This window comes from Nocardia aurantia, assembly GCF_009604425.1.
Lineage (GTDB): Bacteria > Actinomycetota > Actinomycetes > Mycobacteriales > Mycobacteriaceae > Nocardia > Nocardia aurantia.
The window spans coordinates 388,211-407,183 of the sequence record NZ_WEGI01000006.1; the positions used below are offsets into that span (position 1 = coordinate 388,211).

Genomic DNA, 18,973 nt, shown 5'->3' on the forward strand with positions numbered 1-18,973 from the left:
CAGTCGACCGGATCGCTTCGACTGCGCTGCTCGACTCCGATCCGCCCTCGGCAGCATCGGGAATTCGTCACGGCTGAGCAGCCGCGTCGCGACGGGCGCGCCCCCGCTACCGCGCGGCCCGTGCGCGCATGCCGCGGCCACGGATCGGCACGCCGCGGGCGGACCGGCGAGCACGGCCACCGTTGACGCCGGATCGATCGCGGTCGATCCCGGCCCGCTCGCGAACGGCCACGATTCGCGTGCCGCGCATTCGGTTCGGCCCTCGATGCACCGCCCGGCGGTCCACCCGGCGGCGCGGTACCCGGGGCGCTGTCGCGATCCGGTGCGCTTGCCCGGGACCTCGGATCGGCCGATCCCGGCCCCGGTGTCCCGAGCGGTCGGCACGTCGGTGCGGTGCGTCAGGCGGCGGATGGTTCGCGCCATGTGGTCACCTCCCGGAGCAGTGTGGTGGTCAGGGTGTCGAGCAGGGTGTGGCCCTCGGCGGCGGTGGCGCCGGTGGGGTCGCCGAGGATCCCCGACTCGCTCACGGCGAGAACACCTCCGGAGCGGAGGTCCGGCATCAGTTCGGCGAGCGGCCTGGTGTTGCCGGGGACCGCGCGGGCGGACCGGACCGCCTCCGGCCGCAATGCCAGCAGCAGCGCGGTCTCGGTGCGGCCCGCATGCGGGTCGCCGGACCAGCGCGGCGAGAAGACTTGCACGTCACGGGTTTCCGCACGCAGCCGGGCCACGGCACGAGCGACCGGAGTGGTGTTGCCGCCGTGTGCCGAGACGAACAACAGGTGATCGAAGGTGTCGCAGGCGGACCGGCCGAGCTCCAGCAGCAGCAGTTCGGTCGCTTCGAGGCCGATCGACAGGGTGCCGGGGAATCCGGCGTGCTCGCCGCTGGAGCCGTAGGCGACCGGCGGTGCGACCAGCACGTCGTCGCGGGCCCGCGCGAGCCGATCGCACAGGGCCACAGCGATATCCGTGTCGGTGCTCAGCGGCAGATGCGGTCCGTGCTGTTCGGTGGCGCCGATCGGCACCGCCAGCAACGCACCCGCCGCCGCCCGGTCGCGAACATCGGTCCAGGTCAGGTCGGCCAAGCGGGTCATGACCCGCTCCCCGGCTCCACCAGGTTCGACAGCACCGCTGCCGAACTGTCCAGGGCCGCACCGGAACCCGAGAGGGCGACAGCGGTGGTCACGGCCAGGACGGCGGAACCGGAGGGACGGGACATGATTCAGCTCCGGGTACCGGTGTCGACCAGGCCGGCCGCGAAGTCCGCCAGCGGGTTCTCGTCGCAGGCGCGCTGCGGCATACCGGGCAGGCCGAGGGTGACCTTCTTGCCGCGATGCGAGTGGTCGCCGGTGGGCTTGGGGGCATCGGTCCGGTCGGCATTGGCCAGGGCCGATTCGCCGTGTCCGCGAACACATTCCGGGTCCGGCCCGTCCAGCGGCAGGCCGGTGAAGAATTTGGCGGCCATGCAGCCGCCGCGGCAGCTGTCGTAGGCGGAGCAGGAGGTGCAGGCGCCGCCGGTCTGCGGCCGGCGCAGCTCGGTGAACAGCTCCGATTCGCGCCAGACCTGCTCGAAACCGCCCGTGTCGCGGACATTTCCAGCGAGGAAGTTGTCGTGGATGGCGAACGGGCAGGCGTACACGTCGCCGACCGGATCGACCAGGCAGACCACGCGGCCGGCGCCGCACAGGTTCAGGCCGGGCAGCGATTCGCCGTAACCCGCGAGGTGGAAGAAGGAGTCGCCGGTCAGCACCCGCTCGCCGTGGCCGAGCAGCCAGTCGTACAGCTCGCGCTGCTGGGCCGGCAGCAGGTGCAGGTCGTCCCACACGTCGGCGCCGCGACCGGAGGGGCGCAGGCGGGTCAGGCGCAGCTGCGCGCCGTAACGGTCGGCGATGGCGGCGAATTCGTCGAGCTGGCCGACATTGTGCCGGGTCATCACGACCGACAGCTTCATGTCCTTCGCGCCCGCGGCGGCCAGCCGGTCCAGCGCGCGCATCGAGGTGGCGTACGAACCCGCGCCGCGCACCGCGTCGTTGATCTCCGCGGTGGCGCCGTCCAGCGAGATCTGCACGTCCACATAGCTGTTGCCGGCGACCTTGCGGGCCGCCTCGTCGGTGATGCGAATACCGTTGGTGGAGAACTTGACTCCGACATGGTGATCGGTCGCGTAGTCGACCAGTTCCCAGAAGTCCGGGCGCACGGTCGGTTCCCCGCCGCCGATGTTGACGTAGAACACCTGCATCCGCTCGAACTCATCGATCAGCGACTTGCATTCGGCGGTGGTCAGTTCCCGCGGATCGCGCCGGCCCGAGCTGGACAGGCAGTGCACACAGGACAGGTTGCAGGCGTAGGTCAGTTCCCAGGTCAGGCAGATGGGCGATTCGAGCCCGAACTGGAATTGTTCGACCAGGGGCAGCGGGGTGGCGGTCACTGCGGATCGGTCCTTTCCCGGATCATGTCGGAGGCCGCGAGGGCGGCGAGGGCGGTGCGGTAGACGGGCAGGTCGGCCTCGGTGAGCCCGGCCGCCAGACAGGCGTCCCGGGCGGTGGCCGATTCGGCCAGGCCCTGCAGGACCGTGAACAACGTGCGGTTCTTCAGGAAGGACAGCCGCCGGTTCCCGAAGTGGTAGAGCATCGCGCCGAACCGTTCGGGCCGGATCGACACCAGCTCCGACACCTGCCAGGCGGCCTCGAGGTCGAACGGGGCGGGCGCCGCCGGGGCAGCGCCCGCGGCGGCGTCCAGGTCAGTAGACACCGCACATTCCGTCGATCGACACCTCTTCGACCAGCAGGTCGTCGAGCAGTTCGGTGGATTGGTCGACCTTGTTCTCAGCCATGTCGGCCTCCTTTTTCGCGTGTGACGGTAATCATGTTCTCTTCGTAAGATAATGTCACAACGTGACAGAAACAAGACCCGGGTCCCGCGGCCGTCCCCGGCGGACGAGCAACCGCAACCTCGAGCTCATCGCGCTGCGGCTGTTCGCCGAGCAGGGTTTCGAGGAGACCACGGTCGACCAGATCGCGGCCGCCGCCGGGGTCAGCCCCCGCACGTTCTTCCGCTACTTCGAGTCGAAGGCGGCGGTGCTGCTGAACGAGTTCGACCAGGAAGTCACGACCATCCGCACCCTGCTCGCCGAATCGCCGGCCGAGCTGTCGGTGATGGACGCGGTACGCCGGGCCGTCCTCGCCGCCAACAGCTACAGCGCCGAGGACGTGCCGGAACTGCGTGCGCGGGTCGGCCTGCTCGGATCGGTGCCGGAACTGGCCGCCAGCGCGGCCGTGCACTACGACGCCTGGGAGCGCGCGATCAGCGAATTCGTCGCGCAGCGCACCGGCGGCTCGCCGGATTCGCTGGCCGCGCTCGCCGTCGGCCGCGCGACGCTGGCAGTGTGCCGGGCCGCCTACGACCGGTGGGTGGCCGAGGCCGAGGCCGACCTCATCGTCTACCTCGACGCCGCGCTGTCCGCGCTGCGATCCGGCTTCGACGACGCCACGCTCGGCGTGCCCGGCGCCGGCGCGGATGTGAAGTCCGTCGCGCCACGATGAGAATGTCCGATGGCCGCTGGAGCGGAACGCCCATACTCGGCATACTGCACATCGGCACACCGAACGGTAGGGATCGAATGCGCATGCACGGCAGCACGACACCGATCACGCGCCGGCTGGCGCACACGGCCGCGGCGGCCGCGCTGACCCTCGGCGGCGCCGCGCTCGCCGGTCCCGCCGCGGCCGACGAGGCCGCGATCCACTATGTGGCACTGGGTGATTCGTTCGCGGCCGGCGCGGGCATCTTCCCCGAACGCGATCTGGACACCTGCATGCGATCGCAGGTGGACTACCCCACGCTGGTCGCCGCGCAACTGCACGCGGGCACCTTCCACGACGCGACCTGCGGGGGCGCCACCCTGTCGAACCTGTACCGCCCGCAGCCGCCGGTGACGGGCCGCGGCGCGGCGAGCCCGCCGCAGCTCGACGCGGTCACCCCCGACACCACCCTGGTCACGATGACCATGGGCGGCAACGACATCGGGCTCGCGGGGCAGGCGCTGCACTGCTTCAACGCGCTGCCGCAGCCCTTCGGCCGGTCGTGCACCGCGGCGTTCACCGCCGGCGGCGGCGACGGGATGGGCGATCGGCTGACCGCGCTGATTCCGACCTACGGCCGCGCGCTCGACGACATCCACGCCCGCGCGCCCCGGGCCACCGTGGTGGTCGTGGGGTATCCGACCGTCTCCCCGCCCGGCGGCTGCCCGCAGCAACCGGTCTGGCCCGCCGACGTGGACTACCTGCGCGGTGTGCTCGACCGCCTCAACGATCTGCTGCGCACCGCCGCGGCCCGGCACGACGCCCGGTACGTCGACACCGCCGCGCCCAGCGTGGGTCACGACATGTGCGCGGCTCCCGCGCAGCAGTGGGTGAACGGGCTGATCCCGTCGTTCGGCACGCCGTCGATCGCGCCGCTGCATCCCAACGCGCTCGGTGAGCAGGCCATGGCCCGGGAGGTCGTCGCCGCGCTCGGCTGAACCCGGCCGGATTCCGGAACTTCCTGGGCGCGAGCATATTCGGCTTCCCCGGACATCGGGCCGGCATGGACGGTGTCCGCGACGCCGCTGCCTCCGGACCCTTCGCGGTCGTATGAGGCGGCGGACACCACGAGGCCCACGAACTCGATTGTCTTGGCGGCCATGCCGATTCGGTGCCGAATTCCCCGGACGATCAGTCCCGGCAGAGCGCCGGCCGCTTGCTGTCGAATCGCCAACCTGGCACCAGGTACCGCATGGCGACGGCGTCGTCGCGACCGCCGAGACCCTCCCGCAGATACAGCTCGTGCGCGGCGGCGACCCGCTCCGGATCGAGCTCCACCCCGAGCCCCGGCGCGTCGCCGACCGTGAGGTATCCGCCGCTGATCACCGGCGGCTCGACGGTGAGCCGCTGGCCGTCCTGCCAGATCCAGTGGGTGTCGATGGCCGTGATATCGCCCGGCGCGGCGGCGGCGACCTGGGTGAACATCGCCAGCGACACGTCGAAGTGGTTGTTGGAGTGCGACCCCCAGGTCAGCCCCCACGCCTGGCACAGCTGCGCGACCCGCACCGAGCCGTGCATGGTCCAGAAATGCGGATCGGCCAGCGGGATGTCGACCGCGTCGGCCTTCACCGCGTGGCCGAGCTCCCGCCAGTCGGTGGCGATCATGTTGGTGGCCGTCCGCAACCCGGTGGCGCGCTTGAACTCCGCCATCACCTCCCGGCCCGAGTACCCGTCCTCGGCCCCCACCGGATCCTCGGCGTAGGCGAGCACATCGGCCAACTGCCGCCCCAGCGCAATCGCGTCCCGCAGCAGCCACCCCCCGTTCGGGTCGAGCGTCACCCGGGCGGCCGGGAACCGTTCGGCCAGCGCCCGGACCACCTCGGCCTCCGCCGCCCCGGCCAGCACGCCGCCCTTCAGTTTGAAGTCGTCGAACCCGTACCGGGCGTGCGCGGCCTCGGCCAGCCGGACCACCGCCTCCGGACCGAGCGCCTGCTCGTGCCGCAACCGCATCCACTCGTCGGCGTCCGCGGCCTCGTCGCCCGGCCCTCGATAGCCGAGATCGGTCCGGTTCCGATCCCCGACGAAGAACAGATACCCCAACGCCCGCACCCGATCCCGCTGCCGCCCGTCCCCGAGCAACGCCGCCACCGGCAACCCGAGATGCCGCCCGAGCAGATCCAGCAACGCCGACTCGACCGCCGTCACCGCGTGCACCGCGACCCGCAGATCGAAGGTCTGCGCACCCCGCCCACCGGCATCGCGCCCCCCGAACACCCGCCGCATCTCCGCGAGCACCGCATGGTGATCCCCGACCCGCCGCCCGATCACCAAAGGCCGCGCCTCCTCGAGCGTCCGCCGGATCGCATCCCCACCCGGCACCTCACCGAGCCCGGTATTCCCCTCGGAGTCCTCGACGATCACCAGATTCCGGGTGAAGTAAGGACCATGCGCCCCACTGAGATTCAGCAACATACTGTCGTGCCCGGCCACCGGCACGACCCGCATCCCGGTGACGACGGGCACTCCGACGGAAACGGTCATCGTCAACTTCCTGCGAGGTGAGCGGGCCGGTCACGGCCGCGCGGGATCACGCCCGAAATTAGCCCCTGAGGTGATGCCCGTCCAACACCGATCACGCACGGACCGATACCCGATCGGCACCGATTCCGCCCGGTCACCGATTCCCGGCGGGCCGGCCGCATACGCCCGAGCACCGGCTCATGGGTCAGTTCACAAGGCGCGCCGCTCGTGCCGGGCGCGGTCCACAGTCCCGGCGAATCGGACGCGAGGCGACGGCGTATTCCGCTCGTGGCACCGACCCACTGCTCAGTGGGCCGCGGGGACCGGTTCGGGGCGCCCGGCGCGGATCGTGAGCAGGCGGGCGGTCAGTCCGAGCGCTGCGCTGGCGACGACGGTGACGGCCATCGGGATTCCGGTGGCCGAACCGCCGAGGCCGACCAGGGGCGAGACCAGGGCGCCGAGGGTGAATTGGAGGGCGCCCATCAGGGCGCTGGCGGTGCCCTTGGCGTGCGGGGCGAGGCCGACGGCGAGGGCGGTGGCGTTGCCGGCGATCAGGGGGAAGGCGGCGACCTGCACGAACAGGGCGGGGAGGACCGCGGCGGCGGGGGCGCCGGCCAGCAGCAGGATCAGAACGAGCACGCCGAAACCGAACATGACCAGCTGGCCGACGGTCAGCAGGACCTCCGCGCGGACGCGGGCGGTCAGTCTGGAGGCCAGTGCGCCGACGACGACCATGCCGAGGGCGTTGGTGGCGAAGACGACCGTGTACTCGGTGGTCGACAGGCCGAGCACGTTCTGGATCACGAACGGGGACGCGGAGATGTAGGCCATCAGGGCGCCGAAGCCGAGGGCGAAGGCGAGGGTGTAGCCGAGGTAGCCGCGGTCGGTGAGCAGGGCGGCGATCGCGCGGGTGGTGCTGGTGAAACCGCCGGTGTGGCGGCGTTCGGGGGCGAGCGATTCCGGCACCACCAGCAGCGCGCCCGCGAACATCACCGCGTAGATCGCGGCGAGCACCCAGAACTCGAGTCGCCATCCGTGCGGGGCCAGCGCGCCGCCGAGCAGCGGCGCCACCACGGGGGCGAAGCCGCTCAGGCTCGCGAACAGGGTGAAGATGCGGGCCGCGGCGGCTCCGGCGGTCCGGTCGGCGGCGACGGCACGGCTGATCACGATGCCCGCGGCGCCGGTGAAGCCCTGGACGAAGCGCGCCGCGATCAGGACCCAGATGTTCGGGGCGAGGGCGCAGACCAGGGTGGCCAGCAGGGCGATCGCGCTGCCGATCAGCAGCGGGCGGCGGCGGCCGAGGCGGTCCGACAGCGGGCCGATCACCAGCTGGCCCAGGGCCAGGCCGATCAGGAAGGTGGTCAGGGTGAGCTGGACACTCGCGGCGCTGGTGTGCAGGTCGGCGGCCAGCCGGGTGAACGCCGGGAGGTACATGTCGATGGAGAACGGCGCCAGCGCCGACAACAGCGCGAGCACCACCAGCAACGATCCGGGCACCCCCGGCCGGCCACGGCTCACCACCCGACCACCTCCTTCGAAATCCTTACCTCATTCAACAGTCGGTGCCGACGGGCTCCCTCCCGCGGCCCGGCCGCGGCGGCCCAGCAGCGCCCCTACCTGCGAGATTGTCGTTCGCTTGTATGCGTATTGAGATTCTCATCACCGGCAAGTAGCGTATTCGAACAGGGCATATGGCCCTATTCGGCGACGTTGCTGGAGGGAGAACCCCATGCAGTTCCTTGTCTTCGCTTCACCGATCGCGGGTAAAGAGGACGAGTTCAACGAGTGGTACACGGGGGTGCACATCCCCGACATGTTGAAGATCCCGGCAGTCACCGCGGCCACCCGGATCCGGTTGCGCCCGGTCGGCGCCGAGGAGAAGCGGCCCGAGTACCTCACCACCTACGAGGTCGACGGCGACATCGACAGCCTGATCAAGGAGATCGGCGTGCGCACCCGCAACGGCGATTTCGGCCCGCTGCCGGACACCATCGACAAGACCTCGGTGCGGATGATCGTCGGGGAGCCCGCCTGATGCCCTCGGTCGAGATCCTCGGGGGCAACGTCGAATACGAAATCCTCGGGGACAGCGGCGATCTCATCGTCCTCACGCCGGGTGGCCGGTTCAGCAAGGACTTTCGCGGGGTGCGGCCGCTGGCCGAGGGGCTCGTCGCCGGTGGCTACCGGGTCCTGTTGTGGGACCGGCCCAATTGTGGCGTCTCGGATGTCCAGTTCTTCGGGCCGACCGAATCCCACATGCGCGCAGCGGTTCTGGGTGAACTGCTCCGCACGCTGGACACCGGGCCGGTGATCCTGGCCGGTGGGTCCGGTGGCGCGCGCGACTCCATCGTCACCACGGTCGAACACCCGGATCTGGTCCGGAAACTGGTGCTGTGGAACATCGTCGGCGGGGTGCAGGGCCAGTTCGTGCTCGGCTCCTACTATGTGGTGCCGACTCTGCTGGCGGTGCGGTCGTCGGGCATGGAAGCCGTTGCGGCACTGCCCGAATGGCAGACGCTGATCGAGGCGAATCCCAAGAACCGGGAGCGGATCCTGAACCAGGACCGCGCCGAGTTCAACCGGCTGATGCTGCGCTGGCTGGAGGCCTACGTGCCGAAGCCCGGCCAGACCATCCCGGGCGTGCCGGACGACCGGTTCGCCGACATCCGGGTTCCGACGCTGATCATCCGCGGCGGCAAGGACGACTACGACCACCCCAAGCGCACCTCGCTCGAGGTGCACTGCCTGATCGACGGATCCGAGGTGATCGACCCGCCGTGGCCGGAGGACGCCTGGGAGCGCGCCACCGAGGCGCGGGCCCGCGGCGAGGACGTCGGCGGATTCGACACCTGGGTGCAGGCGGCGCCGCCGATTCTGGATTTCCTCGCGCGCAGCTGAATTCCGGACATTCGAGGGCCGGGGCCGAATCGCCCCGGCCGCTCACACCTCGACGATATTCACCTCGCAGTTCAGCGAGGCCTCGAGCGCGGTATGGATGCGGCTTTCCGGAATGCGCGCCAGATCGTTCGCGGCGATACGCACGGTGACCACGTCGAAACCGTCATCGGAATCCGCCCGGGAAATATCGCCGCTGATTCCGAAACCGGCCAGGACGCCGCGGACATCGTCGTCGGTGCCGCGGCTGATAAAGGTGACCGGCCCCGGTTCCGGGCTGGTCAGAAAGGTTTCGACGCATAATTTCGTGACCGCCGACTGCAATGCGGCGCCGTCGCTGCCGATCATCAGAACCTGCATTTCCCGGCGCGGATCGGACGGCCGTTCGAAGACCTCCATACCGTGCCGCGGCGCCTGCCCGGCAAAGGCGTCGGTGCGCTCCGACAGCAGTTCCGGTGTGAGTTCCCGAGCCGGGTCCACCTTGATTCGAATCACCGCAGTCCGCATGTCCGCGATTCTAGCGGCGAAACAATTGCCCGCCGATACCCGGGCCGTCAGCCGGCCGCCGGCTCCGATTCGGCGCCGATCGCGCGCGACCCGGCCGGCAGGCCGCCGGTCCGCGACCACGGAACGCCCTCGAAGACCCGCACGAAATCCTCCGCGAATTCCACCAGATCCCGATGACCCAGATCGATGCCGAGGGTGGCCTCGTTCACGAGGGTGGCGCCGAGGCTGGAGATCATCACCGACAGGAGCGTGGGCGGCAGCGCGTCGAGGTCGACGCCGTGGCCGCGCATGATCACCGTGAGCGCGGCGATCTGACTTTCCCGGTATCGCTGTGCGTACGTGGCGAATTCGGCGCGGATGTCCTTGCGGTGATTGGACAGTGCCATGAATTCCATGAGCATCGCGGTGCCGTGCGGATCGGTGGCCACCTCCCACAGCGCGCGCATCGGATTGTCGGAGGCCAGGGCCTTGCGCTGGCGTTCCAGATTCGCTTCCGCGCCGCGGCGGAACACGGCCAGGAACAAATCGTCCATGGTCGGGAAGTAGTAGTAGACGAGGGCCGGATTGACACCGGCCTTCGCCGCCACCCGGCGCGAGGTGGCCGCGGCGTAGCCCTCCTCGAGCATGATGTCGGCGGTGGCCGCGATCAACTGATCACGTGTCTCGGTGTCGCCCTCGCGGCGGCGCTTGCGCGGTGTACTCATCGAACCCCCTGGTCGTGCCCAGCTGTCGCGGCGCCGCTGTTCCCGGTGCTCGTCATTCGTCGAATCTATCATTAGGCGATCGACTAGCAGTCGCTTCCCCCCGCCCGGCCCGGAGCCGGTCACAGCGCCCACCCTACCGCCGCGAACGGGGCGTGTGCAGGCAGTTCCGGATTCCGATAGCGCCCGCGCGGCCGGTGTGATCCTTGACAACCTCGCTCCCCCGGTGTTAAACACTTGCATAGTAAACGGCCGACAGCCCCCGTCCCGCCCCCCTGCGGTCCGGATCGGCCGTCGATATCCCGCCGACAGCCGTGAACCGTTGTCCGGCAACATAATTCAGCTCAGATGGAGGACCGGTCCGATGACCGCAGTCGAGCGTCCCCGGCCCACGGGCGAACCCGCGGGATTAAGCGATCGCATAGCAACCGTCGATGCAGGACGGCGACCGCCCCGGGCCCGGCGATCCGAATTGGCCACCCCGGCGAGCAACGAGTCGATGTGCGCGGCCGCCGCGCGATCGGACGCGGATCTGGTGTTCCTGGATCTGGAGGACGCCTGCGCACCGTCGATGAAGGCGGCCGCGCGCGGAATCGCGGTGCGCGCCTTCACCGAACTGGACTGGGGGCGCACCACCCGCGCGGTGCGCATCAACGGCCTCGACACTCCTTGGTGCCACGACGATCTCATCGAGGTGGTCACCGGGGCGCGGGAGGCGCTCGACGTGATCATCGTGCCGAAGGCGCGCAGCGCCCGGGACGTCTGGTGGGTGGACGTCATGCTCACCCAGCTCGAGACCAAGCTCGGCCTGACGAAGCCGATCGGCCTGGAAGTGCTGATCGAGGAGGCCGACGGCCTGCTCGCGGCGGCCGAAATCGCGAAGGCGTCGCCGCGGCTGGAGGCGATGATCTTCGGCGTCGGCGACCTGTCGGCCGCCCTGCACGCCCGGGTCGGCGGCAATTTCCGGCCGTCGGCCGGCGCGTATCCGGGCGACTTCTGGCATTTCGCGCGGATGCAGGTGCTGGCCGCGGCCCGCGCGGCGGGCATCGACGCGATCGACTCCCCCTACCCCGACTACGGCGATACCGACGGCTACCGCGCCGACGCCGGCCACGCCGCGCTGTTCGGCTTCGACGGCAAGTGGGCGATCCACCCCGTCCAGGTGCCGATCGCCAACGACGTGTTCACGCCCACGCCGGCGGAGGTCGAGCACGCACGGGCACTGGTCGACGGTTACCGCGCCGCGCAGACCGGCGGCGTGGGGGCGCTCGGGCAGGACGGGCAACTGGTCGACGCCGGGCATCTGCGCCTGGCCGAAAACGTCTTGCGCAAGGCCGAATTGACCGACGGAGGCGTGCGATGAGCGCGGGTACGGGACGGCTCGCCGGGCGGGTCGCGGTGATCACCGGCGCCGGATCCGGCATCGGCCGGGCGACGGCGCTGCTGTTCGCCCGCGAGGGCGCGCGGGTGGTGTGCGCGGATATCAGTGGCCGCGAGGAGAAGACGGCCGCCGAGATCCGCGCCGCCGCTGACATCCACAGTCCGGGCGAAACCGGTGCCCACGGCAGCGCCGCCGCCGCGCCGCCCGGCAACTCGGCGGACGCGCAGGGCACCGCCACCGATCCGCGGAGCACCACCGCCACCGCCACCGGCACGCACGGCGCCATCGCCACCAGCGCCGATGGCGTCACCGCCACCGAAGCGCACAGCATCGTCGGCGGGCACGGAGTTGCGCTCCCCGGCCCGGCGGCGGTCGCTGTGCGCGTGGACGTGGCGAACTCCGCCGAGGTCCGGGCCATGATCGAGCTCGCCGTCAACACCTACGGGCGCCTGGACGTGCTGTTCAACAACGCGGGGATGAGCGGGCAGCGCGGGCCGCTGGCGGAGCTCGACGAGGACGCCTTCGACACCGTCGTGGCCGTGAACCTCAAGGGCGCCTTCCTCGGCATGAAGTTCGGCATCCCGGCGATGCTGGCCTCCGGCGGCGGCTCGGTGATCAACACCGCCTCCGCGTCGGCGCTGGTCGGCTGGAAGAACCTCGCACACTACGCCGCCGCGAAAGGCGGTGTCGTGCAACTCACCAAGTCCGCGGCGCTGGACTACGCGAAGCAGGGCATCCGGGTGAACGCGATCTGTCCCGGCATGACGTGGACCGGCCTGGCCGGCGCGGGCGACGACAGCGTCCCGCCGACCGACATGGTTCCGCCGCAACCGATGAACCGGTGGGGTCTGCCCGGCGAATTGGCTTCTGCCGCACTCTTTCTCGCCAGCGACGAATCGTCGTTCGTGACCGGGGCGGCGATCCCGGTCGACGGCGGCTACGTCGCCCGCTGATGCCGCATCCGAATCGCGAACGAAGGCAACCGTCATGACCAGACCGTTCCGCTTCGCCGTCCAGGCGACGCGTGCCACCTCGGCCACCGAATGGCGCGACACCGCACAGCAGATCGAGGAACTCGGCTACTCGACGCTGTTCCTCGCCGATCACTACCTGGGCAGGGGGCCCGCCGCCAAGGAAGCGCGCTGGCCACCTCAGCACCTCGCGCCCATCGCCGCGATGGCCGTGGCGGCCGCGGTGACCACCACGCTGCGGGTCGGCTGCCGCGTGTTCTGCGCCGACTACCACGTGCCGGGCGTGCTGATGAAGGAGGCGACCACCCTCGACCGGCTCTCCGACGGCCGCCTGGAATTCGGCATCGGCGGCGGCTGGAGCGCGCCGGAGTACCGGGCCATGGGCATTCCGTACGAGTCGGGGGCGCAACGGATCTCGAAGCTCGAGGAGGTCGTCGAGCTGTTCAAGGCGCACTGCTCTGGTGAACAACTCGACCTCACCGGCGAGCATGTGACCGCGCAGGGCTACGCGGGTCTGCCGCTGCCGGTGCAGCGCCCGCATCCGCCGATCATGATCGGGGGAAGCCGCCGCCGGGTGCTGTCGCTGGCCGGCCGCGAGGCCGATATCGCCAGCATCAGCAATGTGCCCTTCGACGCGGTCGACGCGGCGGGCCGCACCCCGCAGCAGGAGGCGGTCCGGCGGCTCGACTTCGTCCGCGCCGCGGCCGGAGATCGCTTCGGCGAGATCGACATCGAGAGTTCGCCGTTCTTCACCACGATCACGACCGATCCCGCCGCCGCGCTGTCCGGGCTCGCGACCATGTTGCGGACGCCGGCGGACGGCCTCGCGGACCACCCGAACGTGCTGGCCGGCACTGTCGAGGAGGTCGTCGACCAGCTGCTGGAACGCCGAGAAATGTACGGCGCCAACTACATCACGGTGCAACAGACCGAATACGCGGCGTTCGCACCGGTCGTCGAGTTGCTCACCGGCAAATAGCCGGCGCACGACGACAACCCGGAATCGATGGAAGGACCGATATGGTCAAGAGGACGCGGTACAGCGAGTACAAGGACCGCTACGCGAACTACAAGTTCGAACTGGACGCGGACGGCATCCTGTTCATGCAGTGCCACACCGACGGCGGATCCCTGGTCTGGGACTGGAAGTCGCACGACGACATGGCCGACGCGTTCGCCGACGTCGCGGGCGACCGCGAGATCAAGGTGCTGATCCACACCGGCACCGGCGAGAACTACAACGCCGACTGGGGTTTCATGCCCGACGGGTCGCTCATCGACCCGCCGATCTACCAGGCCATGCCCGGTGAGCGCGGGTTGTGGAAGCTGGACGAGAAGGCTTGGTACAACCGCAATCTCATGTTCAACGTGCTGAGCGTGGACGTGCCGATGATCAGCGCGGTCAACGGGCCCTGCAACATCCACTCCGAGGTCCCGCTGATGGGCGACATCGTGCTGGCCGCCGAGGACGCCTGGTTCCAGGACGTCTCGCACTTCCCGCGCGGACAGGTGCCCGGCGACGGGCAGCACGTGATCTGGAACTTCCTGGTCGGCCACAACCGCGGCCGATACCTGCTGCTGACCGGCAAGAAGCTGTCGGCGCGGGAGGCCCTGGACTGGGGTGCGGTCGCCGAGGTGCATCCGAAGGACCAACTGCTGGACCGGGCCTGGGAACTGGCCCGCGACCTGGTGAAGCGGCCGCCGCTGACGCTGCGCTACACCCGTCAGCTGTTCACCCACGAACTCAAGAAGGCGTTCCTCGACCAGATGAACGCCGGCATCGGCCTCGAGACCTACGCGCAGCGCGCCTTCTTCCCGGCCGGTGGCCGGATGGAGCCGCTGGACCGCGCGTGGAACGACAAGCCGTGGAGCGGCGAGGGCGAACCCGGACCGCAGGGCTGACGAAACCGACTGTGCCGGAAGGCTTGTGACATGCATGCGCTCGACGGGGTCCGGGTCCTGGACCTGGGCACCTATATCGCCGGGCCGTTCTGCGCGACGGTGCTGGGCGAGTTCGGGGCGGACGTCGTCAAGATCGAACGTCCCGGCAGCGGTGACCATCTGCGCCGCTTCGGCACCGAGACCGACTGCGGCGACACCCTGGTGTGGCTGTCGGAGGCCCGCAACAAACGCTCGGTGACGCTGAACCTGGCCGACCCGCGCGGCCGGGAACTGTTGCGGGAGTTGGTCGCCGACGCCGATGTGGTGATCGAGAACTTCCGTCCCGGCGTGCTGGAACGCTGGGGGCTGAGCTTTCCGGAGATCCAGGCGATCAACCCGCGCACGATCCTGCTGCGCATGTCCGCCTACGGGCAGTCCGGGCCGCTGGCCGATCAGCCCGGCTTCGCCCGGGTCGCGCACGCCTACGCCGGATTGTCGCTGCTGGCGGGCGAACCCGCCGGACCGCCGGTGACGCCCGGCTCCACCTCGCTCGGCGACTACCTGGCCGGGCTCTACGGGGTGGTCGGGGTGCTGCTGGCGTTGCGGGCCCGGGAGGCCACCGGAGCAGGCCAGTGCGTCGACATGGCGTTGTACGAGCCGATCTTCCGGGTGCTGGACGAGATCGCGCCGGCCTACCAGCAGTTCGGCTTCGTGCGGGAGCGGATGGGCGCGGACACCGTGAACGTGGTGCCGCACAGTCACTATCGCACCGCCGACGATCGCTGGATCGCGATCGCGTGCTCCAACGACGAGATGTTCGCCCGATTGGCCCGCGCCATGGGTGATCCCGCGCTGGCCGATCCGGACCGATTCGGGCCCAAGGCTTCCCGCCTCGCGGCGCGGGACGAGGTGAACGCCCTGGTCACCGCCTGGGCGGGCGGCCTGACCCGGGACGAGGCGCTGGCCCGCTGCCGGGCGGCCGAAGTGCCCGCGGGACCGCTGAATTCGATCGCGGACATCTTCGACGATCCGCAGTTCGCCCACCGCGGCACCATCACCACCGCCGAATCCCGCATCGGGCCGCTGGCGGTGCCGAGCGTGATTCCCGCGCTGTCCGATACTCCCGGCGAGATCCGCTGGCTGGGACCGGCCCTCGGGGCCGACACCGATGCGGTGCTGGCCGAATTGCTGCATCGCGACGCGGCGGAGATCACCCGCCTGCGCGACGCCGGCGTCATCTGAGCCGATTCTCTCCAACCACGACGAAAGAAAGGTTGTGTCATGGCAATTCAGGAAAAACTCGCCACCGGGCGTGGCAAGTTCACGCCCGAATATCCGGAACTGGGCACCGGCCCGGTCGATTACGACGACGCGGTGTCCGAGGAGTTCTTCCTCGCCGAGCGGGAGGCGGTGTTCAAGCGGTCCTGGCTGAAGGTCGGCCGGATGGAACAGCTTCCGCGCACCGGCAGCTACTTCACCCGCGAACTGGCGGGCCTCGGCTCGATCGTGATCGTGCGGCAGGCCGACGGCACCGTGAAGGCGCTGCACAATGTGTGCGCGCACCGCGGCAACAAGGTGGTGTGGCAGGAACATCCGGCCGAGGAGACCGCGGGCTCCTGCCGCCAGTTCACCTGCAAATACCACGGCTGGCGCTACGGGCTCGACGGTAAGGTCGCGCACGTCACCAACGAGGACCAGTTCTTCGACCTGGACAAGGATTCCCTCGGCATGCCGCAGTTGCACTGCGACACCTGGGGCGGGTTCGTCTTCGTGAATTTCGATCCGCACGCCCAGCCGCTGCGCACGGCCCTCGGCCCGAAGTTCAGCGAGGTGGAGAGCTACCCGTTCGAGCAGATGACCGAGCGGTATGCCTACAAGACCCGGGTCAAGGGCAACTGGAAGCTGTCGATCGACACCATTCTGGAGTGGTACCACCCGCCGTACGTGCACGGCCGGTTCATCAACCCCGACGTGTCGAAGGCGGAGAAACTGGTGCCGCCGCCGGACGCCTACTACTACGACCTGTTCACCTCGCACATGCTGAATTCGGTGCCCGGCCCGCCGCCGCTGCCGCCGCGCAAACCCGGCGAACTCGGCCCCGCGAAACGGGATCAGCGCTGGATCTACAAGCTGTTCCGCGCCGGCCTGTTCGGACCCGACGACATCCCGGACCTCGGTGAGCTGCCGAGCGTGCTGAATCCGGGCGGGATCAAGTCGTGGAGCAACGACGCCTATTGGTTGTTCCCGAACTTCTCGGTGCAGATCTGGGCGCGCGGTTTCTACATCACCTACCAGTACTGGCCGGAGTCGGTCGGCTCGCACAGCTACGAGCTCGACATCTACTTCAAGCCCCCGCGCAACGCCGCCGAACGGATCGCGCAGGAGATGGTCGCGCAGACCACCATCGAATTCGCGATGCAGGACTCGAACACCGTCGAGGCCACGCATTCCGCGCTGGCGACCCGCGCGAACCGGCAATTCCACTTGTCGGATCAGGAATTGATGATCCGCAACTTCCACAAGGTCGTCCGGGACACGGTGGCCGCCCACCGGGCTCTCGGCAAGAAATAGGAGCAGGCGATGACGACCGCGATTCTCCCCGCAGCATTCAGCGAACTCGAGCCCTGGGTCCCGACATGGGCCAAGGCCACGCGCCAGGAACGCTACGACACCCGCCTGGCGAGCACCATCGAAGAACTCGACGCGTTCTACGACGCGATCGCCGCGCGCGCCGAGGAAGCCATCGAATATCTCAACACGTTCGACCTGAACGAACTGCCCGACGCCGAAACCCGGCTGCTGCGGCTGATGTACTCGCTGGTGATGGTCTCCTATCCGGTGAACGTGTTCAAACAGCCGCGGATCCCCGATTCCGGCGCCTCGTTCTTCGACACCGTCTCCGAACCCGCGGTGTGAGGCGGATATGGGACACACCGTCACCGAATTGACGCCCACGACCGGGGTGGAGATCAACGGCCTGTCCGGGGGCCGGCTGGTCGACCCCGGCGTGGCCGCCGAATGTCTGGACGCGCTGGAACGCCGCGGCGTGGTGATCTATCGGGAAGCCCATCTCGACGACGACGAACTCGTCGCCTTCAGCAGATTGCTGGGCGATGTGGTGCCCCTGCCGATGGGTGGCGACCCGAGGCATCCGGAGATCCAGAAGGTCACCCGTGACGCCTCCAAGAGCAAATTGGCGGCATACCGGGAGGGCACCTTCTTCTGGCACATCGACGGAACCACCGCCGCGGTGCCCGACAAGGCGACCCTGCTGACCGCCCGGCAGATCGCCGACGACGACACCGGCGACACCGAATTCGCCAACACCTACGCCGCCTACGAAGCCCTGCCCGACTCGGAGAAGGCCGAACTGGACGACCTGCGGGTGGTGCACAGCTTCGCCGCCTCGCAACTGCTGGTGTACCCGGATCCGTCGCCGAAGGAGCGAGCCGCCTGGGACCGCAACCCCTCTCGCGAACATCCGCTGGTGTGGACCCGGCGCTCCGGCCGCCGGTCGATGGTGCTGGGCTCCACGGCGGACGAGGTGGTCGGCCGGGATCCTGCCGAGGGCCGCGCACTGCTGGACCGGTTGCTGGACTGGGCGACCCAGCCCCGCTTCGTGCTCCGGCACCGTTGGCGGGTGGGCGATCTCGTGATCTGGGACAACACCGGGATGCTGCACCGGGCCCGCCCGTACGGCGAGCATTCGGCGCGCCTGATGCACCGCACCTCGCTGGCCGGCGAGGAGGCGGTGGCATGACCTCCGCGATCGTCACCGGCGGCGGCTCCGGGATCGGCCGCGCCATCGCGCACCGGCTGGCCGAGGACGGCATGCTCGTCACGGTGCTGGACCTGAATGCCGAAGCGGCCGAACGGGTCACGGCCGAAATCACCGAAAAGGGCCACCGGGCCGCGGCTCTCGGCGGCGTGGACGTCTCCGACCGGGCACAGGTGAACGCGGCGGTGCGGCACGTGCGCGACACCGCCGGTCCGGCGACCGTGCTCGTCAACAACGCCGGAATCACCGGATTCAAGCGGTTTCTCAACATCTCCGACGACGAGTGGGACCGCATCCTCGCGATCAACCTCAGTGGGCCGTTCTACCTCACCCAGGCCGTCGTGCCGGACATGGTGGCCGCCGGCTGGGGCCGAGTGGTGAACATCTCATCCTCCAGCGCGCAGTCCGGTCAGCAGTTCATGACGCACTACGTGGCGTCCAAGGCCGGATTGATCGGTCTCACGAAATCCCTTGCGCTGGAACTGGGTCCGGCCGGCATCACCGTGAACACGATCCCGCCCGGGTTCGTGGACACCCCGATGCTGCGCGACTCCGAGGAGCACGGCCTGCTCGGCGGCACCGTCGACCAGCACGCCGACCGCACCCCGGTGCGGCGGGCGGGCCGGCCCGACGACATCGCCGCGGCCTGCGCCTTCCTCTGTTCCGAGGAGGCCGGGTACATCACCGGTCAGGTGATCGGTGTGAACGGGGGTCGCAACACCTGAAACCTGGAGTCGCAGGCAATCTTTCGCGTGTGATCGACCTCACCAGCCACGGCGGCGATCCGATGCTTGGATGGGTGGGATCCAGCGAAGGGAAGA

The 18,973-nt window shown here is 69.5% G+C and carries 22 protein-coding genes; 13 read left to right on the forward strand and 9 right to left on the reverse strand.

Going from position 1 to position 18,973, the window contains the following annotated elements; translation table 11 throughout:
- Positions 1–398 precede the first annotated feature (398 nt).
- Genes mftE through mftA form a run of 5 tightly spaced genes read right to left on the reverse strand, consistent with a single transcriptional unit; the run spans position 399 to position 2,830 of the window.
- The gene (mftE, locus tag NRB56_RS15840; protein ID WP_153342798.1) at positions 399–1,091 is read right to left on the reverse strand and encodes a mycofactocin biosynthesis peptidyl-dipeptidase MftE; all 693 of its coding nucleotides are present in this window, start codon (positions 1,089–1,091) and stop codon (positions 399–401) included.
- Positions 1,088–1,216 (reverse strand): hypothetical protein, encoded by a 129-nt coding sequence (locus NRB56_RS39715; protein ID WP_264767027.1) that lies wholly within the window; start codon positions 1,214–1,216, stop codon positions 1,088–1,090. The genes mftE and NRB56_RS39715 overlap by 4 nt, the downstream gene beginning before the upstream one ends.
- A gap of 3 nt (positions 1,217–1,219) precedes the next feature.
- A complete protein-coding gene (mftC, locus tag NRB56_RS15845; protein WP_319943054.1) occupies positions 1,220–2,425 on the reverse strand; it encodes a mycofactocin radical SAM maturase in 1,206 nt (401 codons plus the stop codon).
- Positions 2,422–2,748 (reverse strand): mycofactocin biosynthesis chaperone MftB, encoded by a 327-nt coding sequence (mftB, locus tag NRB56_RS15850; RefSeq protein WP_319943055.1) that lies wholly within the window; start codon positions 2,746–2,748, stop codon positions 2,422–2,424. Before mftB ends, mftC begins: the two co-directional genes overlap by 4 nt.
- A complete protein-coding gene (gene mftA, locus NRB56_RS15855; protein ID WP_019927611.1) occupies positions 2,738–2,830 on the reverse strand; it encodes a mycofactocin precursor MftA in 93 nt (30 codons plus the stop codon). The genes mftB and mftA overlap by 11 nt, the downstream gene beginning before the upstream one ends.
- Positions 2,831–2,891: 61 nt before the next feature.
- On the opposite strand from mftA, the gene mftR reads away from it, so the two are divergent.
- A complete protein-coding gene (mftR, locus tag NRB56_RS15860) occupies positions 2,892–3,539 on the forward strand; it encodes a mycofactocin system transcriptional regulator (protein ID WP_319943056.1) in 648 nt (215 codons plus the stop codon).
- Between the two features lie 83 nt (positions 3,540–3,622).
- Positions 3,623–4,516 (forward strand): SGNH/GDSL hydrolase family protein, encoded by an 894-nt coding sequence (locus tag NRB56_RS15865; RefSeq protein WP_153342800.1) that lies wholly within the window; start codon positions 3,623–3,625, stop codon positions 4,514–4,516.
- Positions 4,517–4,709: 193 nt separating this feature from the next.
- On the opposite strand, the gene NRB56_RS15870 is transcribed toward NRB56_RS15865, so the two are convergent.
- A complete protein-coding gene (locus tag NRB56_RS15870; RefSeq protein ID WP_153342802.1) occupies positions 4,710–6,059 on the reverse strand; it encodes an enolase C-terminal domain-like protein in 1,350 nt (449 codons plus the stop codon).
- Positions 6,060–6,344: 285 nt separating this feature from the next.
- Positions 6,345–7,559: a multidrug effflux MFS transporter gene (locus tag NRB56_RS15875; RefSeq protein ID WP_319943057.1), complete on the reverse strand. Its 1,215-nt coding sequence runs from the start codon at positions 7,557–7,559 to the stop codon at positions 6,345–6,347.
- A 208-nt stretch (positions 7,560–7,767) separates the two neighbouring features.
- On the opposite strand from NRB56_RS15875, the gene NRB56_RS38355 reads away from it, so the two are divergent.
- Entirely contained in the window at positions 7,768–8,073 is a 306-nt protein-coding gene (locus NRB56_RS38355; RefSeq protein WP_194290873.1) for a DUF4286 family protein, read from the forward strand.
- A complete protein-coding gene (locus NRB56_RS15880) occupies positions 8,073–8,936 on the forward strand; it encodes an alpha/beta fold hydrolase (RefSeq protein ID WP_194290874.1) in 864 nt (287 codons plus the stop codon). The genes NRB56_RS38355 and NRB56_RS15880 overlap by 1 nt, the downstream gene beginning before the upstream one ends.
- A gap of 42 nt (positions 8,937–8,978) precedes the next feature.
- On the opposite strand, the gene NRB56_RS15885 is transcribed toward NRB56_RS15880, so the two are convergent.
- Both NRB56_RS15885 and NRB56_RS15890 read right to left on the reverse strand, forming a co-directional pair.
- Positions 8,979–9,560 (reverse strand): hypothetical protein, encoded by a 582-nt coding sequence (locus NRB56_RS15885; RefSeq protein WP_319943058.1) that lies wholly within the window; start codon positions 9,558–9,560, stop codon positions 8,979–8,981.
- Positions 9,488–10,144 carry a TetR/AcrR family transcriptional regulator gene (locus tag NRB56_RS15890; RefSeq protein WP_153342804.1) on the reverse strand — a complete coding sequence of 219 codons (657 nt, stop codon included), beginning with the start codon at positions 10,142–10,144 and terminating at the stop codon, positions 9,488–9,490. The genes NRB56_RS15885 and NRB56_RS15890 overlap by 73 nt, the downstream gene beginning before the upstream one ends.
- Positions 10,145–10,613: 469 nt before the next feature.
- On the opposite strand from NRB56_RS15890, the gene NRB56_RS15895 reads away from it, so the two are divergent.
- The 9 genes from NRB56_RS15895 to NRB56_RS15940 are packed head-to-tail and all read left to right on the forward strand — an operon-like array spanning position 10,614 to position 18,877.
- A complete protein-coding gene (locus tag NRB56_RS15895) occupies positions 10,614–11,504 on the forward strand; it encodes an HpcH/HpaI aldolase/citrate lyase family protein (protein WP_153342806.1) in 891 nt (296 codons plus the stop codon).
- Positions 11,501–12,475, forward strand: a complete 975-nt coding sequence (locus NRB56_RS39015) for an SDR family NAD(P)-dependent oxidoreductase (RefSeq protein WP_227837759.1) — start codon at positions 11,501–11,503, stop codon at positions 12,473–12,475. The genes NRB56_RS15895 and NRB56_RS39015 overlap by 4 nt, the downstream gene beginning before the upstream one ends.
- Positions 12,476–12,509: 34 nt before the next feature.
- Positions 12,510–13,472: a TIGR03621 family F420-dependent LLM class oxidoreductase gene (locus NRB56_RS15910; RefSeq protein ID WP_153342807.1), complete on the forward strand. Its 963-nt coding sequence runs from the start codon at positions 12,510–12,512 to the stop codon at positions 13,470–13,472.
- 41 nt (positions 13,473–13,513) lie between these two features.
- Entirely contained in the window at positions 13,514–14,395 is an 882-nt protein-coding gene (locus NRB56_RS15915; RefSeq protein ID WP_153342809.1) for an enoyl-CoA hydratase/isomerase family protein, read from the forward strand.
- Between the two features lie 30 nt (positions 14,396–14,425).
- On the forward strand, positions 14,426–15,616 hold the full coding sequence (locus NRB56_RS15920; RefSeq protein WP_153342811.1) for a CaiB/BaiF CoA transferase family protein: 1,191 nt from the start codon (positions 14,426–14,428) through the stop codon (positions 15,614–15,616).
- Positions 15,617–15,655: 39 nt separating this feature from the next.
- Entirely contained in the window at positions 15,656–16,945 is a 1,290-nt protein-coding gene (locus NRB56_RS15925) for an aromatic ring-hydroxylating oxygenase subunit alpha (protein WP_153342813.1), read from the forward strand.
- Between the two features lie 9 nt (positions 16,946–16,954).
- On the forward strand, positions 16,955–17,290 hold the full coding sequence (locus NRB56_RS15930; RefSeq protein ID WP_153342814.1) for a hypothetical protein: 336 nt from the start codon (positions 16,955–16,957) through the stop codon (positions 17,288–17,290).
- A gap of 7 nt (positions 17,291–17,297) precedes the next feature.
- Positions 17,298–18,134: a TauD/TfdA dioxygenase family protein gene (locus NRB56_RS15935; RefSeq protein WP_153342816.1), complete on the forward strand. Its 837-nt coding sequence runs from the start codon at positions 17,298–17,300 to the stop codon at positions 18,132–18,134.
- Positions 18,131–18,877 carry an SDR family NAD(P)-dependent oxidoreductase gene (locus tag NRB56_RS15940; RefSeq protein ID WP_153342817.1) on the forward strand — a complete coding sequence of 249 codons (747 nt, stop codon included), beginning with the start codon at positions 18,131–18,133 and terminating at the stop codon, positions 18,875–18,877. Before NRB56_RS15935 ends, NRB56_RS15940 begins: the two co-directional genes overlap by 4 nt.
- Positions 18,878–18,973: the final 96 nt, after the last annotated feature.

Coding starts and splice junctions, on each gene's coding strand:
- mftE (WP_153342798.1), bottom strand. CDS start 1,091: ATGACCCGCTTGGCCGACCTGACCTGGACCGATGTTCGCGACCGGGCG.
- NRB56_RS39715 (WP_264767027.1), bottom strand. CDS start 1,216: ATGTCCCGTCCCTCCGGTTCCGCCGTCCTGGCCGTGACCACCGCTGTC.
- mftA (WP_019927611.1), bottom strand. CDS start 2,830: ATGGCTGAGAACAAGGTCGACCAATCCACCGAACTGCTCGACGACCTG.
- NRB56_RS15865 (WP_153342800.1), top strand. CDS start 3,623: ATGCACGGCAGCACGACACCGATCACGCGCCGGCTGGCGCACACGGCC.
- NRB56_RS15870 (WP_153342802.1), bottom strand. CDS start 6,059: ATGACCGTTTCCGTCGGAGTGCCCGTCGTCACCGGGATGCGGGTCGTG.
- NRB56_RS38355 (WP_194290873.1), top strand. CDS start 7,768: ATGCAGTTCCTTGTCTTCGCTTCACCGATCGCGGGTAAAGAGGACGAG.
- NRB56_RS15880 (WP_194290874.1), top strand. CDS start 8,073: ATGCCCTCGGTCGAGATCCTCGGGGGCAACGTCGAATACGAAATCCTC.
- NRB56_RS15890 (WP_153342804.1), bottom strand. CDS start 10,144: ATGAGTACACCGCGCAAGCGCCGCCGCGAGGGCGACACCGAGACACGT.
- NRB56_RS39015 (WP_227837759.1), top strand. CDS start 11,501: ATGAGCGCGGGTACGGGACGGCTCGCCGGGCGGGTCGCGGTGATCACC.
- NRB56_RS15910 (WP_153342807.1), top strand. CDS start 12,510: ATGACCAGACCGTTCCGCTTCGCCGTCCAGGCGACGCGTGCCACCTCG.
- NRB56_RS15915 (WP_153342809.1), top strand. CDS start 13,514: ATGGTCAAGAGGACGCGGTACAGCGAGTACAAGGACCGCTACGCGAAC.
- NRB56_RS15920 (WP_153342811.1), top strand. CDS start 14,426: ATGCATGCGCTCGACGGGGTCCGGGTCCTGGACCTGGGCACCTATATC.
- NRB56_RS15925 (WP_153342813.1), top strand. CDS start 15,656: ATGGCAATTCAGGAAAAACTCGCCACCGGGCGTGGCAAGTTCACGCCC.
- NRB56_RS15930 (WP_153342814.1), top strand. CDS start 16,955: ATGACGACCGCGATTCTCCCCGCAGCATTCAGCGAACTCGAGCCCTGG.
- NRB56_RS15935 (WP_153342816.1), top strand. CDS start 17,298: ATGGGACACACCGTCACCGAATTGACGCCCACGACCGGGGTGGAGATC.
- NRB56_RS15940 (WP_153342817.1), top strand. CDS start 18,131: ATGACCTCCGCGATCGTCACCGGCGGCGGCTCCGGGATCGGCCGCGCC.